The organism is Variovorax sp. P4_D9, from assembly GCF_056401695.1.
Window position 1 is genome coordinate 1 of sequence record NZ_JBFUIU010000125.1, and the last position, 15908, is coordinate 15908.

11 protein-coding genes are annotated in these 15908 nt (G+C 67.0%); 10 read left to right on the top strand and 1 reads right to left on the bottom strand.

All coding sequences use genetic code 11. The features are described from left to right. From AC1DY5_RS15845 to AC1DY5_RS15870, 6 genes are all read left to right on the top strand, one after another. On the top strand, nt 1–2496 hold a 2496-nt coding region (locus tag AC1DY5_RS15845), incomplete at its 5' end, for an AMP-binding protein (protein ID WP_478112787.1). Between the two features lie 69 nt (nt 2497–2565). Then, on the top strand, nt 2566–4344 hold the full coding sequence (acsA, locus tag AC1DY5_RS15850) for an acetate--CoA ligase (protein WP_478112789.1): 1779 nt from the start codon (nt 2566–2568) through the stop codon (nt 4342–4344). Further along, nucleotides 4341–5354: a pyruvate dehydrogenase (acetyl-transferring) E1 component subunit alpha gene (gene pdhA, locus AC1DY5_RS15855; protein ID WP_478112791.1), complete on the top strand. Its 1014-nt coding sequence runs from the start codon at nt 4341–4343 to the stop codon at nt 5352–5354. Before acsA ends, pdhA begins: the two co-directional genes overlap by 4 nt. A gap of 11 nt (nt 5355–5365) precedes the next feature. Further along, a complete protein-coding gene (locus tag AC1DY5_RS15860; RefSeq protein WP_478112793.1) occupies nt 5366–6340 on the top strand; it encodes an alpha-ketoacid dehydrogenase subunit beta in 975 nt (324 codons plus the stop codon). After that, the gene (locus tag AC1DY5_RS15865; protein ID WP_478112795.1) at nt 6337–7530 is read left to right on the top strand and encodes a dihydrolipoamide acetyltransferase family protein; all 1194 of its coding nucleotides are present in this window, start codon (nt 6337–6339) and stop codon (nt 7528–7530) included. The genes AC1DY5_RS15860 and AC1DY5_RS15865 overlap by 4 nt, the downstream gene beginning before the upstream one ends. Then, nucleotides 7523–7813 carry an acyl carrier protein gene (locus AC1DY5_RS15870; protein ID WP_478112797.1) on the top strand — a complete coding sequence of 97 codons (291 nt, stop codon included), beginning with the start codon at nt 7523–7525 and terminating at the stop codon, nt 7811–7813. The genes AC1DY5_RS15865 and AC1DY5_RS15870 overlap by 8 nt, the downstream gene beginning before the upstream one ends. 50 nt (nt 7814–7863) lie before the next feature. Here the strand turns inward: AC1DY5_RS15870 and groL are convergent, their stop codons facing one another. Continuing rightward, a complete protein-coding gene (groL, locus tag AC1DY5_RS15875) occupies nt 7864–9489 on the bottom strand; it encodes a chaperonin GroEL (protein WP_478112799.1) in 1626 nt (541 codons plus the stop codon). A 409-nt stretch (nt 9490–9898) separates the two neighbouring features. Between groL and AC1DY5_RS15880 the strand changes: the two genes are divergently transcribed. The 4 genes from AC1DY5_RS15880 to AC1DY5_RS15895 all read left to right on the top strand — a co-directional run. Then, nucleotides 9899–12529, top strand: a complete 2631-nt coding sequence (locus AC1DY5_RS15880) for a cation-translocating P-type ATPase (RefSeq protein ID WP_478112801.1) — start codon at nt 9899–9901, stop codon at nt 12527–12529. Between the two features lie 42 nt (nt 12530–12571). Then, a complete protein-coding gene (locus tag AC1DY5_RS15885) occupies nt 12572–13003 on the top strand; it encodes a universal stress protein (protein ID WP_478112803.1) in 432 nt (143 codons plus the stop codon). A gap of 304 nt (nt 13004–13307) precedes the next feature. Further along, complete coding sequence (locus tag AC1DY5_RS15890; protein ID WP_478112805.1) at nt 13308–14372, top strand: permease; 1065 nt, start codon at nt 13308–13310, stop codon at nt 14370–14372. A 106-nt stretch (nt 14373–14478) separates the two neighbouring features. Continuing rightward, the coding region (locus tag AC1DY5_RS15895) for a hypothetical protein (RefSeq protein ID WP_478112807.1) at nt 14479–15908 on the top strand (1430 nt) is incomplete at its 3' end.

A 15908-nucleotide genomic window follows, 5' to 3' on the forward strand; every position in this document is an offset into this window, starting at 1 on the left:
GCGCCGCTCGGAACTGGCGTAGCCGATATTCCGTACCAGGCGCGGACACTGCTGGACGTCCTGCAATGGCATGCCGACAGGGCGGGCGCGCGGCGCCATGCTGTGCTGTTGCGCGACGAGCAGGAGCCGCAGGAACTCGACCACACCGCATTGCTCGAGCGCGCACGTGCGTTGGCTGCGGCGCTCCAGCGCCAGGGCGTTGCGCCCGGCGAGGCGGTTGCGCTGATGTTGCCCACCAGCCTGGCGTTCCTGGAGTGCTTCATGGGCATCTTGCTGGCGGGCGGCGTCCCAGTCCCGATCTACCCCCCGTTTCGCGCTTCGCAGATCGAGGATCACCTGCGTCGCCAGGCACTCATCCTGGCCAACGCCCAGACGGTGCTGCTGATCAGCGATGAGCAGGCGATGCCGGCGGCCCGTATCCTGCGTGCGGGCGCTCCCGGCCTGCGCGCGGTGCTGACCGTGGATCGTCTGCGGGCACTGGGCGGACCGTGGCACCCCGTGGTACGCGGCGCCCAGGACACGGCCCTGATCCAGTACACGTCGGGCAGCACGGGCCAACCCAAGGGCGTCGTGCTGACGCATGCCAACCTCCTGGCCAACATCCGGGCCATGGGGCAAGCCGTGAAGGCGGGGCCCGGCGACGTCTTTGTGAGCTGGCTGCCGCTGTACCACGACATGGGCCTGATCGGCGCCTGGCTGGGCAGCCTCTACCACGGCGCGCCGCTGGTGCTGATGTCACCGCAGGCCTTCCTCGGTCGGCCGTCGCGCTGGTTGCGCGCGATCAGCGAGAACCGCGCGACGCTGAGCGCGGCGCCGAACTTCGCGTACGAGATCCTCGCGACGAAGGTGCCGGACGACGAACTGCAGGGCCTGGACCTGAGCCATTGGCGGGCCGCGATGAACGGTTCCGAGCCGGTGCACGCCACGACGCTGGCGCTGTTCCGCGAACGCTTCGAACGATTCGGCTTTGACCGGCGCGCGATGATGCCGGTCTATGGCCTCGCCGAAAGCGGTGTCGGCCTGGCCTTCCCGCCGCTGGGCCGCGGGCCGAGGATCGACCTCATCCATCGGCGGGCGCTGCATGACGACGGGCGCGCCGAGCCGGTCGACACCGAGCGGCCGGACGCGATGCGCGTGGTCGGCTGCGGCATGCCCTTGCCTGGCCACGAGTTGCGCGTCGTGGACCCGCACGACTCGGAGCTGCCCGACAGGCATGAGGGCCGGATCGAGTTTCGTGGGCCTTCGGCCACGACCGGCTACTTTCGCAATCCCGAGGGCAACAAGGCGCTGTTCGCCGGCGACTGGCTCGACTCGGGCGACGTCGGCTATGTTGTGGATGGCGAGATCTTCCTCACCAGCCGGGTGAAGGACCTGATCATCCGGGGCGGCCACAACATCCATCCCTATGACCTCGAGGAGGTGGTTGGTGCGTTGCCGGGTGTCCGGCGCGGCTGCGTCGCGGTGTTCGGGGCCACGGATTCACACAGCCGCAGCGAGCGGGTGGTCGTGCTGGCGGAGACCCGACTGGAGGCGCCGGCGGCCCGGGCAGGGCTGCGCGACCGGATCGCACAACTGTCGATCGAGGTGCTGGGCCTGCCTGCCGACGACATCGTGCTGGCCCCGCCGCACGCGGTCCTCAAGACCTCCAGCGGCAAGATCCGGCGCGCGGCGTGCCGCAGCCTGTATGAGCAGGGCAAGCTTGGCCAGTCTCGGCCCGGCGTCGCGTGGCAGCTGGCGAAGCTGTGGCTCGACGCCTTGCAGCGGCGCGTGCGCGAACCGGTGCGACAGGTTGCGTCCGCGCTCTTTGCCGGGTGGCTGTGGGCGGTGTTCGGGGTCGGGGCCGCCCTGGCGGCAGCCGCGGCGCTGCTGCCCGCCCAGGCGCTGCGCAAGCGGATCGCGCGTGACATCGCGCGGGTCGGCTTGCGAGTTTGCGGATTGCCGATCCATGTCGAGGGCTCGGCGACTTTGGAAGGCGGCCCCTGGATCATCGTGTCCAACCATGCCAGCTACCTCGACTGGTTGCTGCTCACCGCGGTCCTGCCTGCCCGGGCATGCCTCGTGGCGAAGCGAGAGCTCGCACAGTCTGCTCCCTTGAAATGGATGCTCGACCGCATGGGCGTGCACTTCGTCGAGCGCGACGACGTGCACGCCAGCGTCGAGGACGCCAGGCGCCTGGTGCAGGCGGCCAGGGAGGGCGAAAGCCTGGTGTACTTCCCGGAAGGCACGCTCGCCCGGGCGCCGGGCCTGCGGCCGTTCCACATGGGCGCCTTCGTCGCCGCGACGCAGGCGGGCGTCAAGGTCGTGCCGGTCAGCCTGCGTGGCACGCGATCGGTGTTGCGCGATGGATCGTGGTGGCCGCGCCGCAGCCCGATCTCGGTTCAGGTGCACGAGCCGGTGGGCGCCGAGGGAGACACCTGGTCGGACGCGGTGCGCCTGCGCGATCGGGCGCGCGAGCAGATCGCCCAGGGCTGTGCGGAGCCCGTGACTGCGGGATGAGCCGCGATTGTTGATCTGGCGCAAGGGGGCGGCCGAAGCCACCGCGCAGACTGCGCGCCAGGAGCCGCCATGGAAGGACCCGCCCTCATCCACAAGACCGCCCGGGATCGCCGTCTGCAGCCGAACCTGGTCGACTACGAGGCCGAATGCCGAGCCTTCAGCTGGGATGCGGCCCGCGCCGCCTTGCAGGGCCTTCCCGGTGGCGGTCTCAACATGGGCTTCGAGGCCGTCGACCGGCATGCAGCCGGCCCATTGAGGGACCGGACGGCCCTGCGATTCGTTTCGCGCGGCGCGGCGCCGCTGGACCTCAGCTACGGCGAGCTCGCGCGCCGGACCAACCGCTTCGCCAATGTGCTGCGCCAGCTCGGCGTTGGCAAGGGCGACCGCATGTTCGTGCTCGCGGGGCGCATTCCCGAACTCTACGTCGCGGTGCTCGGCGCACTGAAGAATGGCAGCGTGGTGACGCCTCTCTTCTCGGCCTTCGGCCCGGAGCCGATTGCAACGCGCATCGGTATCGGCAGCGGCCAGGTGCTCGTGACCACCGACGAACTGTATCGGCGCAAGGTGCGGCAGTGCCGCGATCAGCTGCCATCGCTGCGCCACATCCTGCTGGTCGCTGACGATGGCGGCACTACGGCGGAGCCCGGCACGCTCGATCTCGCCACGCTGACGGCATCGGCCTCCGGCGACTTCAGCACCGTGGCGACCTCGCCGGACGATCCTGCGCTGCTGCACTTCACCAGCGGCACCACCGGCGCGCCGAAGGGCGCACTGCACGTGCATGGCGCAGTGGTCGCCCACTACGCCACCGCGCGCTACGCGCTCGACCTGCATCCGCAGGACCGCTACTGGTGCACGGCCGATCCCGGCTGGGTGACCGGAACCTCGTACGGCATCCTCGCGCCGCTGCTGCTGGGCGTGACCTCGCTGGTCGATGTTGAGGAGTTCGACGCCGAGCGCTGGTACGGCTTGCTGGAAGAGGAACACATCAGCGTCTGGTACACGGCCCCGACCGCGATCCGCATGCTGATGAAGGCCGGTGTGGCGCAGGCGCGGCGGCGAAGCTATCCGGAGCTGCGCTTCGTGGCCAGCGTCGGCGAGCCGCTCAATCCGGCGGCCGTCTGGTGGGGCAAGGAGGCGCTGGGCCTGCCCATCCACGACAACTGGTGGCAGACCGAGACCGGGGGCATCATGATTGCCAACACCCCGGCCTTCGACATCAAGCCGGGCTCGATGGGCCGCGCGCTGCCCGGCATCGAAGCCCGCATCGTCGAGCACCTGGAGGCCGAGGGCGAGGCGCCCAGGGTGCGGGTCGTCGAACAGCCGGACGTCGAAGGCGAACTGGCGCTGCGCGCCGGCTGGCCATCGATGTTTCGCGGCTACCTGAACAACGAGGCCCGCTATCGGCGGTGCTTTGCCGGCGGCTTCTATCTCACGGGCGATCTGGCCCGGCGCGATGCTGACGGCTACTTCTGGTTCGTCAGCCGCGCTGACGACGTCATCAAGTCCGCCGGGCACCTGATCGGCCCGTTCGAGGTCGAGAGCGCGCTGATGGAGCACGCGGCGGTCGCCGAGGCCGCCGTGATCGGCAAGCCCGATGCATTGCTCGGCGAGAGGGTGAAGGCCTTCGTCTCGCTCAAGACCGGTCATGCGCCCGGCGAGGCGTTGCRCACGGACATCCTCGCGCTCGCGCGCAAGCGCCTCGGCGCGGCCGTCGCGCCGAAGGAGATCGACTTCCTCGCGTCCCTTCCGCGCACCCGCAGCGGCAAGATCATGCGGCGCCTGCTCAAGGCCCGCGAACTCGGGCTGCCCGAGGGAGACACCTCCACGCTGGAGGCCGGCGCATGAACGACACAGGCGTACCGCCACCGCCGACCGGCGCCGTGCCCTGGGACAAGGCTTTCGCATTGGCGATGCTGGCCGACATGCTGCGCATCCGGCGCATGGAAGAGAAATGCGCCGAGTTGTACGGCAAGCAGAAGATCCGGGGCTTCCTGCATCTCTACATCGGCGAGGAAGCCGTGGCCACCGGTGCGATGCACGCGTTCGGCGCCGACGACAACATCGTCGCCACCTATCGCGAGCACGGCCATGCCCTGCTGCGAGGCATTGGCATGGGCGCGATCATGGCGGAGATGTACGGCAAGCAGGAAGGCTGTTCGCGCGGTCGCGGCGGCTCGATGCACCTGTTCGACCGGGCGGCCCGCTTCTTCGGCGGCCAGGCGATCGTTGGCGCCGGACTGCCCCTGGCGGTCGGGCTGGCCCTCGCAGACAAGCTCTCGGGGCGCAGCGCATTGACCGCCTGCTTCATGGGCGAAGGGGCGATCGCCGAAGGCGCCTTCCACGAGTCGATGAATCTCGCGGCGTTGTGGCGGTTGCCCGTGCTGTTCTGCTGCGAGAACAATCTGTATGCGATGGGCACGGCGCTGGCGCGCTCCGAGTCACAGACTGACCTGTGCGTCAAGGCGAGCTCGTACGGGATGCGGGCCATCGCCGTCGACGGCATGGACATCGTGGCTGTCCACGAGGCTGCGAAGCGTGCAGCGCCCGAGGTCCGTGATGGCGGCGGGCCGATGTTCATCGAGTTCCAGACCTACCGCTTCCGCGCCCATTCGATGTTCGATGCCGAGCTGTATCGAAGCAAGAGCGAGGTCGAGGCCTGGAAGACCCGTGGCCCGATCCATACCTACACTGCACGCCTGAAGGCGCAGGCCAGTCTCACCGAGGACGAGTTCAAGACCATCGAGGCGAGGGCGCAGGCGGAAGTGGATGAAGCCGTCGCGTTCGCCGAGGCGGGCACTTGGGAACCGGTGGAGAACCTCCTGGACGACGTGCTCACGCGCAAGGAGCCCGCGTGACGAGTTGCACGATGAGTTACCGCCAAGCGCTGGCGGAGGCGCTGCGCGAAGCGCTGCGGCTGGACCCGCGGGTCTTCCTGATGGGTGAGGATGTGGGCCGCTACGGTGGTACCTACGCGGTATCGAAAGGCCTGCTCGAGGAGTTCGGACCCGAGCGCGTGCGCGACACGCCCTTGTCCGAGCTTGCGTTCGTCGGCGCTGGGGTCGGCGCAGCGCTGGGCGGCATGCGGCCGATCGTCGAGGTGATGACGGTCAACTTCAGCTTGCTGGCGCTCGATCCCATCGTCAACGGCGCCGCGCTGATGCACCACATGTCGGGCGGGCAGTTCTCGGTGCCGCTGGTGATCCGCATGGCCACCGGCGCAGGCCGCCAGGTCGCGGCGCAGCACTCGCACAGCTTCGAAGGCTGGTATGCGCACGTGCCCGGCATCCGCATCCTCGCGCCCGCGACGGTCGAGGATGCTCGCGGCATGCTCGCTGCGGCGCTCGCCGATCCGGACCCGGTGCTGCTCTTCGAGCACGTACAGCTCTACAACATGGAGGGCGAGTTCGACGACGACGCGTGCGGCGTCGACATCTGCAGTGCCAAGGTGCGTCGCGCCGGCACCGACGTCAGCCTGATCGCCTATGGCGGATCTCTCTCCAAGGCGATGCTGGCAGCCGAGACGCTGAGCCTCGAAGGTATCGCCGCCGAAGTGGTCGACCTGCGGGTTTTGCGGCCACTCGACGATGCCACCGTGATGTCCTCGGTACGTAAGTGCCGGCGTGCGGTGATCGTCGATGAAGGGTGGCGTTCGGGCAGTCTGGCCGCCGAGCTGATGGCGCGCATCGGCGAGCAGGCCTTCTTCGACCTGGACGCGCCGCCGGCGCGCGTGTGCAGCGAGGAAGTGCCGATCCCCTATGCGCAGCATCTCGAGGAGGCCGCCTTGCCGCAGCCGGCGAAGATCGTCGCGGCGGTCAGGACCTTGATGGGGCGCACGCCGTGATTCGATTCGAACTGCCGTCGCTGGGCGCCGACATGGACGAAGGCACGCTGCTGCAATGGAACGTGCAGCCGGGCGACCGCGTGAAGCGCGGGCAGGTGGTGGCCGTGGTCGACACGACCAAGGCTGCCGTCGATGTCGAGAGCTGGCAGGAGGGCGTGGTGGCCGAGTTGCTGGTGGAACCCGGCCAGAAGATTGCCGTCGGTACCGTGATGGCCGTGCTGCTGGAGCCCGGCGAAGCAGCGGGCGCGCCGAGGGCTGCCACACCACCATCGTTACCCGCAACGGCGGCCAGTGCCGCATCGCGCCGTCCGGTGTCGCCGGCGGCCCGCAGGCGCGCGCAGGAGCTGGGCATCGTCGCCGAGGACGTGGCGGGCACCGGAGCTCAGGGATCGGTCACCCTGGCGGACATCGAATCCGCGGCGCGTTCGCGCCAGGCCGGCTCATCCACGGCTGCACCTGCCGCATCGCTTGTCGATCGCAGCCAGGGCATGCGCAAGGCGATCGCTGCAGCGATGAGCCGCTCCAAGCGCGAGATTCCGCACTACTACCTGTCGGAGCCGATCCCGATGGAGAGCGCGCTGGCCTGGCTGCAGCAGCGCAACGAGGGCGTGGCCGTCGCCGAGCGCATGCTCCCGGCTGTGCTGATGCTCAAGGCGGTGGCCGCCGCGCTGCGGCGAACGCCCGAGCTGAACGGCTTCCATCGCGACGGAGCGTTCATGCCAGCCGCCGCGGTGCATGCGGGTGTGGCGATCTCGCTGCGCGGCGGAGGGCTGGTGGCCCCAGCCATCCACGATGTCGGCAGCAAATCACTGAACCAGGTGATGCACGACCTCGATGACCTGGTCAAGCGTGCCCGTTCCGGATCGCTGCGCAGTTCCGAGATGTCCGATCCGACGATCACCGTCACGAATCTCGGCGACCAGGGTGTGGACACCGTGTTCGGCGTGATCTATCCGCCGCAGGTGGCCATCGTCGGTCTCGGCCGCATCGCGATGCGGCCCTGGGCGCAGGACGGCGCCATCCGCCTCCTGCCAGTCGTGCGCGCCACGCTGGCCGCCGACCACCGGGCTTCGGACGGCCATCGCGGGGCGTTGTTCCTCGCCGAGCTGCGCGAGCTGCTTCAGCAGCCCCAGGACCTTGCGGCGGAGGGCGGCGTGTCGAATCCGAAGAAGGAGGAGCCACATGATTGAGGATCGCCGGGCGCTTGCCGACACAGTGCTCGAACTCTTGCGTTCGATCGCCCCCGAGATCGATCCCGGGACCATCGATTGGCAGCGTGCTCTGCGCCGGCAGGTCGATCTGGACTCGATGGATTGGCTCAACTTTCTGGTGGCCCTGAGCGCGCGATTCGGCGTCGACGTTCCGGAGTCGGACTATGGCCGCCTGGTCTCGCTCGCCGACGTGCTCGACTACATCGAGGCAAGACCCAGGATCGCGGCCCCTGCAAGAGAAGGCCCCCACCCAACGCCTTAGCGCTGGGGCCAGCGGCTCGGGCCGCCGGCGCGCGCACCGGGGGCGCGGTGTCAGTATGGCTCGCGATCCAGGCCTTCAGACCCCGCCGCCGCCTTCTTCGGCGCATTCCCGACCATGCAGTCGGTGGTCAGCAACAGGCTGGCGATCGATGCGGCGTTCTGCAGCGCCAGGCGGGTCACCTTGGCGGGATCGATCACGCCCATTTCCAGCAGGTCGCCGTACTGGCGCGTCGCCGCGTTGTAGCCGTAGCTTCGCTGGGTCGACGCATCAAGCCTGTCGAGCACGATGGACGGCTCGTCGGCTGCGTTGCCGACGATGCGTCGCAGGGGCTCCTCGAGCGCCCGCTGGACGATCTTGATGCCCGAGGCCTGGTCCAGGTTGGCGGACGGCAGCTCCGCCAATTCGCGTCGGGCGCGCAGCAGCGCCACGCCGCCGCCGGGAACGATGCCTTCCTCGACGGCGGCGCGTGTCGCGTGCAGCGCATCCTCGACCCGCAGCTTGCGTTCCTTCAGCTCGGTCTCGGTCGCGGCGCCGACCTTGATCAGCGCCACGCCGCCCGACAGCTTGGCAATGCGTTCGTCCAGCTGCGTGCGGTCGTACTCGCTGGTCTGCAGCTCGCGTTCCTTGCGGATGGCGCCGATCCGGTCCCGGATCGCCTGCGGGTCGCCGCCGCCGCCGATGATCGTGGTGCTCTCCTTTTCGACCACCACGCGGCGCGCCCGGCCCAGATTGTCCGGCGTCGCCTTCGCGAGCGTCAGCCCGAGCTCGCTCGACAGCACCTGCCCGCCGGTCAGGATGCCGATGTCCTGCAGCATGGCCTTGCGCCGATCGCCGAAGCCGGGGGCCTTCACGGCGCAGGTCTTCACGACGCCACGGACACTGTTGATGACCAGCGTGGCCAGCGCGTCGGCGTCCACCTCCTCGGCAATCACAAGCAGCGGCGCGCCTGACTTCGCCGCCGCCTCGAGCAGCGGCACGAGGTCGTTGATCGCCGAGAGCCTCTGGTCGCACAGGACGATCAGCGCGTTCTCCAGCACCGCCGCCTGCTTCTCGGCGTTGTTGACGAAATAGGGCGACAGGTATCCGCGGTCGAACTGCAGGCCCTCGACGATCTCGAGTTCGCTGACCCGTCCGGAGCCGTCCTCGATCGACACCGCACCTTCGCGGCCCACCTTGTCCATCRCATTCGCGATGAGCTCGCCGATCGAGCGGTCGTTGTTGGCCGAGATGGCCGCCACGTGGGCGATCTCCTGCGAAGTCGTGCAGGGTTGCGAGATGGCCTTCAGCGTGTTCACGACCGCCTCCGCGCCGAGGTCGATGCCGCGCTTGAGGTCCATCGGGTTCATGCCGGCGGCCAGGTATTTCAGGCCCTCCTGGATCATGGCGTGCGCCAGCACGGTGGCGGTGGTGGTGCCGTCACCCGCCATCTCGCTGGTGCGGGCGGCGACCTCGCGCAGCAGCTGCGCGCCCATGTTCTCGAAGCGGTCTTCCAACTCGATCGATTTGGCGACCACGACGCCGGAGTTGACGATCTGGGGCGCGCCGTACTCGCTGTCGATGATCACCGTGCGACCCCGGGGGCCGAGGGTCACCTTGACGGCATCGGCGAGCGTGTCAACGCCGCTGCGGATCTTTTCACGCGCATCTTCCCCGAACAAAAGCTTTTTGGCTGTCATGGCGAAATCTCCTGGAGTGGCGACGAAGGCGTCGCGTCGGGTCCTGAAACGAGGGAAGCCGACGGTAAGGCGATCGCCCGCGGCGCCGTTTGATCGGGCGCAAGCCACGAAACCGGCGCGGCGCATTCCGGAAACCTTGCCGAGCACTTGCGCTGCGTCAAGGCATCGGCATTGGCCTTGCGCGATCCTGAGGTTCGATACCGCGTCCGGCGCGGCGATCCGTCCATGCTTCCGAGGAGTCCGATCGATGCCGACCATTCCATAGAATCTTCGTCTTGGTGGATGGCTAGGCCCGGTATTCGATTTCGGGCTGATTTTCCGTCGATGACATTCGTCAACGGTTCGAGGGTTCAGAGGGCGCAGATGTTGGACTCCTCACTGAGCATCGTTTTAGCGCAGCATGGTTCAAATGAACTCTCCCGAAGGTCAACACATCGCTCTCGGCGATGCTCACCTGCATCCGGCAGCAACCGTCGCCGACCATCTGGGAGTGGATCTGCACAATGGCCTGACGGTTGAACAGGCGACGCGGCGRCGTGAGATCTACGGCCAGAACCGCCTGCCCGAGGTGCAGCCGCGAGGATTGGTCCGGCGCTTGGTCGACCAGTTCCGCGACTTCATGGTGCTGGTGTTGATAGCTGCTGCGATGTTGTCCGGGTTCATCGGGGACGTTGCGGATACCGTCGTCATCGTCGCCATCGTCGTTCTCAACGCCGCCATCGGCCTCACCCAGGAATGGCGCGCGGAGCGTGCGCTCGATGCCCTGAAGCGCCTGGCCAGTCCGCATGCAACCGTTCGACGAGAAGGCCGCGCATTAACCCTCGAGACCTCGCACCTGGTTCCGGGCGACGTCGTGCTTCTGGAAGCGGGAAACCTCGTGCCGGCCGATTTGCGGCTGCACCAAGTGGCGCAACTGCGTGTGGACGAATCGTCGTTGACAGGGGAATCGGTGACGGTCGAGAAGCATACGACCCACCTGCCGAAAGGCGACCATGCGCTTGGCGATCGACTCAACATGGCATTCAAGGGAACGCTGGTCACCCATGGACGCGCCGAAGGACTGGTGGTTGCCACGGGACAGGAAACCCAGTTGGGCCGCATCGCAGGCTTGTTGCGAGACACGGAAGTGCGGAGCACGCCTTTGCAGCTTCGCCTGGCCGCGTTCGGCAAACGGCTTTCCCTCGTCGTCCTGTGCATCTGCGCCCTGATTTTCGGTATTGGCGTGGCCCGGGGAGAACAGGTACTGCTGATGGCGCTGACGGCCATCAGTCTAGCGGTGGCGGCGATTCCCGAGGCGCTGCCCGCCGTGGTGACCGTCCTGCTGGCGTTGGGGGCGCGCCGCATGGTGAGGGTGAATGCTCTGGTGCGGCGGCTTCCTTCCGTGGAGACGTTGGGCTCGGTCAGCGTGATCTGCTCCGACAAGACGGGCACGCTGACGCAAAACCGCATGCGCGTCCAGGTCGTCGACTATCCTGGAGGAGGAGCGCCGGAGCCACTGTGGGCCGCCGCGCTGCTGTGCACCGATGCCAGCCTGGATGCGGAGGGCCGCTGGGTGGGCGACCCCACCGAGACCGCGTTGGTCGAAGGGGCCCAGGACAACGGCATGAAGCCACAGGAGGTGCGGTCGGCGCACGCTCGTTTGTACGAGTGGCCATTTGATTCCGGGCGCAAACGGATGAGCACGCTGCACCGCGAGGGTGATAGCTGGCTCGTCATCACCAAGGGTGCGCCTGAAACGCTGCTGCCGCGGTGCACGCACGCCGCAGCGGGGCAGGACCAGCGCACGCTCGATGTTGTCCAGGCGCTGGATGCCGCTGCGGCGATGGCGGCGCAAGGCCTACGGGTCCTGGCAATAGCCCGTCGCTCGTTCGCACAGGACCCGACCGGGCAATCGTCCGACGCGGTGGAGGCCAACCTCGCGCTGCTCGGACTTGTGGGCTTGGCCGATCCGCCGCGTCCGCAGGCGAAAGCCGCCGTCGCAGATTGCCGCAGTGCGGGCATCACGCCCGTGATGATCACAGGCGACCACCCAGCGACAGCATTGGCCATCGCGCGCGAACTGGGGATCTCCGAAGGCGACGCCACGGTGCTTACAGGCTCGCAACTCGCTGCGATGGACGACGATACACTGCGACGCTTGGCCGGGGATGTGCATGTGTATGCGCGGGTCGACCCTTCTCAGAAGATACGCATCGTTCAGGCCTTGCAGGCCCAAGGCCAGTTCGTAGCCATGACGGGTGATGGCGTGAACGACGCGCCGGCACTGAAGCAGGCAGACATCGGAGTTGCAATGGGCCTCGGCGGCACCGACGTCGCGCGCGAGGCCGCGAGCCTGGTGCTGCTCGACGACAACTTCGCCAGCATCGTGGCCGCGGTGCGCGAGGGAAGGCGCATCTTCGACAACATCCGGAAGTTCATCCGCTACGCAATGGCGGGGAATTCCGGGGAGATCTGGACGCTATTTCTCGCGCCTCTGATCGGCTTGCCGACCCCCCTGTTGCCACTGCACATCCTATGGGTGAACTTGGTCACCGACGGCCTGCCTGGACTGGCGCTCGCCGCGGAACCTGCCGAACGGGGCGTCATGAAGCGGCCGCCGCGCCCGCCGGGTGAAAGCGTTTTCGCCGGCGGGTTGTGGCAGCACACGCTCTGGGTAGGTCTCCTGATCGCGGGTCTGTGTCTCGGAGTGCAGGCGTGGGCCTTGCAAACGGGCATGCACTGGCAGACGATGGTGTTCACCGTGCTCACCCTGTCCCAAATGGGGCATGTGCTGGCGATCCGTTCAGAGAGGGATTCGCTCTTCACCCAGGGCTTGCTCAGCAACGTGCCGTTGGTTGGAGCTGTCCTTTCGACCTTCGTGATGCAGATGGCCGTGATCTACGTACCCATGTTTCAGTCGCTGTTTCACACCGAGGCGTTGTCGCTTGGCGAACTCGCGATATGCCTGGCATGCGCCGTCATGGTGTTTGCCGCGGTCGAAGTGGAGAAGTGGCTGCGCAGGTTGACGCTATGTTCCGTGCCCTCCGCCGCGGTGGTCTGACTGCCGGCAGGCAGGCGAATTCTCATTTCGAGACAAGGAGAGATGACCATGAAGATCTTAATGGCGGTGGACGGAAGCGACTACACGCAGTACATGCTCGAATACGTGGCTGCGCAGAGCGGTTGGCTCGGCGAAGCAGACAAGGTCACGGTCGTGACTGTGGTGCCCCCGCTGCCTGTGCGTGTGAGGGGCCTGATGGACGAGGCCGGCGCGCAGGCCTACTACAGGGATGAGGCCGCGGTGGCTTTGCAATCCGTGCTTGAGTTCGCGGACCAGCACCATTGGAAGCCTTTCATTGTTCACAGAGTGGGGTCGCCTGCCAAGGTCATATCCGACATGGCGTCCGAAGAAGGGATGGAGCTGATCGTCATGGGGTCTCATGGCCACTCCGCCCTCGGATCATTGCTGCTGGGCTCCGTGACCGCACGGGTCCTGGCGCAATCCAAGGTTCCGGTACTCGTCATTCGGCGGTGACGCGGCATATGCCCGCGGCGCTGTGGCGCCGGTTAGCGGCCGGGTCGAAATTCAACCAGCGCTCGGTCTGAGCTTCGCGACCACGACGATCGTCGTGAGCGTACGACACGTATGGAGATGCTCGCTCGGGTTCGCCCGATTGACGTGGCGCTGCTACACCGCGTCCCCGCAAGCCTCGCCGATCAGAACGCCGCGTGAATTCCTTGTGATCGACGGCCCCGTGGCTTGACGTCGATCAAAGGTCAGAAATTTGACTGATGCATCCTATTGGAGGTCTTCATCTCCACGATGGAGAAGGCGGACCATGACCGAACTGACCACCTCCACGCTACGCCAACGAACTCTGCAGTTGCCGAGACAGCATCCCCGCGTCTTTCTTTTGATGGCCGCGCTGGTTTGGTGGGTGCTCTACCAGGCGTTGACGCCGGCGTCAGAGGCTCTCGTCGCCGCGTTGCCGATCGATCGGACAAGCCGCCTGGGCGGGGCCTTGCAGTTCTTCTTCTACGACACGCCCAAGGTATTGTTGCTGCTGACGGCGGTGGTGTTCGTGATGGGCATGGTGAACTCGTACTTCACCCCTGAGCGCACGCGCGCCTCGTTGGCCGGCCGTGGCGAAGGCGTGGCCAACCTGATGGCCGCCAGCCTGGGCATCGTGACTCCCTTCTGTTCTTGTTCGGCAGTGCCCTTGTTCATCGGCTTCGTTCAGGCCGGCGTGCCTCTGGGCGTGACCTTTTCGTTCCTGATTTCGGCGCCGATGGTCAACGAGGTGGCGCTGACGCTGCTGTTCAGCCTGTTCGGCTGGAAAATCGCGCTGCTCTACTTGGCCCTGGGCCTGAGCGTGGCGGTTGTGGCGGGCTGGGTGATCGGCCGGATGAAGATGGAGCGGCACCTGGAAGACTGGGTGCGCGACATGCCCAAGGTCCAGGCGGCTGCCGGTGATCAGGGCATGACGTTCACCGAGCGGATCGATGCCGGCTTTGCCAGCGTGCACGAGATCGTCGGAAAGGTCTGGCCCTACATCCTGGCCGGCATCGCCATCGGCGCAGGCATCCACGGCTGGGTACCTGAGGATTTCATGGCTTCGTTCATGGGCAAAGACGCTCCGTGGTGGTCGGTGCCGTTGGCGGTACTCATCGGCGTGCCGATGTACACAAACGCCGCCGGTGTGATCCCGATCGTACAGGCACTGCTGGCCAAGGGCGCGGCACTCGGCACCGTGCTGGCGTTCATGATGAGCGTGATCGCGCTTTCCTTGCCCGAAATGATCATCTTGCGCAAGGTGCTGAAAGTGCGCCTGATCGTCACCTTCGCGGGTGTGGTGGCCGCCGGCATCCTGACTGTTGGCTACGTATTCAACGCGGTGCTGTGATCAAATGAATTCGGTACATTCGCGTGATTCGGTCGAACTGCTCAACAGCGAGTGCGTTTGCTTCAGCCTCGATCGGGATGCCCTGGCGCACGCGCTCGATGCTGAGTTGGGGCGGCCGGGCCTGTCGAATCTCATTCGCGAGCGCTGTCCCTTCGTGTTCTCCGCCCAACCGGTGTTCGTGGCCGCAGCGCAGTTGCAGCGTATGGCGCAGCTGGTGCAGGCCATCGAATCGGTGGTAGCCATGCCGGCGTACCGCGAGCAGACATTGGCAGCGACACCGGCGATCGCTCGCTTGGGCGTGCAAGGCCCGCGCGGCGTGTTCTTCGGGTACGACTTCCACCTCGACCAGGGGCGCCTGGGGCTCATCGAGATCAACACCAATGCGGGCGGCGCCATGCTCAACGCGGTGCTGGCGCGCGCGCAGCGCGCCTGCTGCGACGCGATGGATGCGATGGTGCCCACGTCAGCCAGCGTGTCGGCGTTCGAGCAACGCATCGTCGACATGTTCCACCGAGAGTGGCGACTGGCAGGAAAAGGCCGCGCTGCGCGACCGCTGACAACCATAGCGATCGTCGACGCAGCGCCGACAGATCAATACCTGTACCCGGAATTCCTCCTGTTCCAACGCCTGTTCGAACGACACGGTCTGAGGGCTGTCATCGCGGACCCGTCGGACCTTGTGTGGCGTGACGGCGTGCTCTGGTGTGGCGAGCTGGCGATCGATCTGGTCTACAACCGGCTGACCGACTTCTACCTTGAACAGCCGGGAAGTGCTGCGCTGCGGGACGCCTACGAACAGCGCGGCGTGGTGCTCACCCCTCACCCGCAAGCGCACGCCCTTTATGCCGACAAGCGTCAGCTCGCGCTCTTCAGCGATCCGGCACGTCTCCAGGCGCTGCACGTGCCGCCGGCAACACAGGAGATATTGCTGGCCGGCGTTCCGCACACCGAGGTGGTCGCTGCGGCGAACGCCGATCGACTGTGGGCGGCGCGCCGCAACCTGTTCTTCAAGCCCGTAGCCGGTTTCGGTAGCCGCGCGGCATACCGGGGTGACAAGCTGACACAGCGGGTCTGGGCGGACATCCTTAGCGGTGACTACGTCGCCCAGGCCATCGTTGCGCCGGGTGAACGCAAGCTCGACAAGGGGGTGGCCGTGCGGCCCCTGAAGTTCGACCTGCGAGCCTACTCCTACGAGGGGTCGGTACAGTGGGTGGCGGCGCGCCTGTACCAAGGTCAGACCACGAACTTTCGAACGCCGGGCGGCGGCTTCGCGCCCGTGTACAGCACGGCCGACATTTCGGGCCGCAGCCTCCCGCATGGCGCAGATGGCGTCGCAGCGAATGAGCACGTCTCCTACGTCTTCCTGCTCGATGAAGACAGCGGGGTCCATCCTGTGCCCCACGCCCTGTACGTGGCGCTTGCTCGCGGCCAGGCCACGGCACCCGCGTTGGCGGGCCGAACCCTGCGACTGGCCGACTGGTACGTGCGCGAAGCACCCGGCGAGGCCGGCATCGTGGTGAACGAGACGTACAGCTT

Coding starts and splice junctions, on each gene's coding strand:
- pdhA (WP_478112791.1), top strand. CDS start 4,341: ATGAACGACACAGGCGTACCGCCACCGCCGACCGGCGCCGTGCCCTGG.
- AC1DY5_RS15860 (WP_478112793.1), top strand. CDS start 5,366: ATGAGTTACCGCCAAGCGCTGGCGGAGGCGCTGCGCGAAGCGCTGCGG.
- AC1DY5_RS15870 (WP_478112797.1), top strand. CDS start 7,523: ATGATTGAGGATCGCCGGGCGCTTGCCGACACAGTGCTCGAACTCTTG.
- AC1DY5_RS15885 (WP_478112803.1), top strand. CDS start 12,572: ATGACCATGAAGATCTTAATGGCGGTGGACGGAAGCGACTACACGCAG.
- AC1DY5_RS15890 (WP_478112805.1), top strand. CDS start 13,308: ATGACCGAACTGACCACCTCCACGCTACGCCAACGAACTCTGCAGTTG.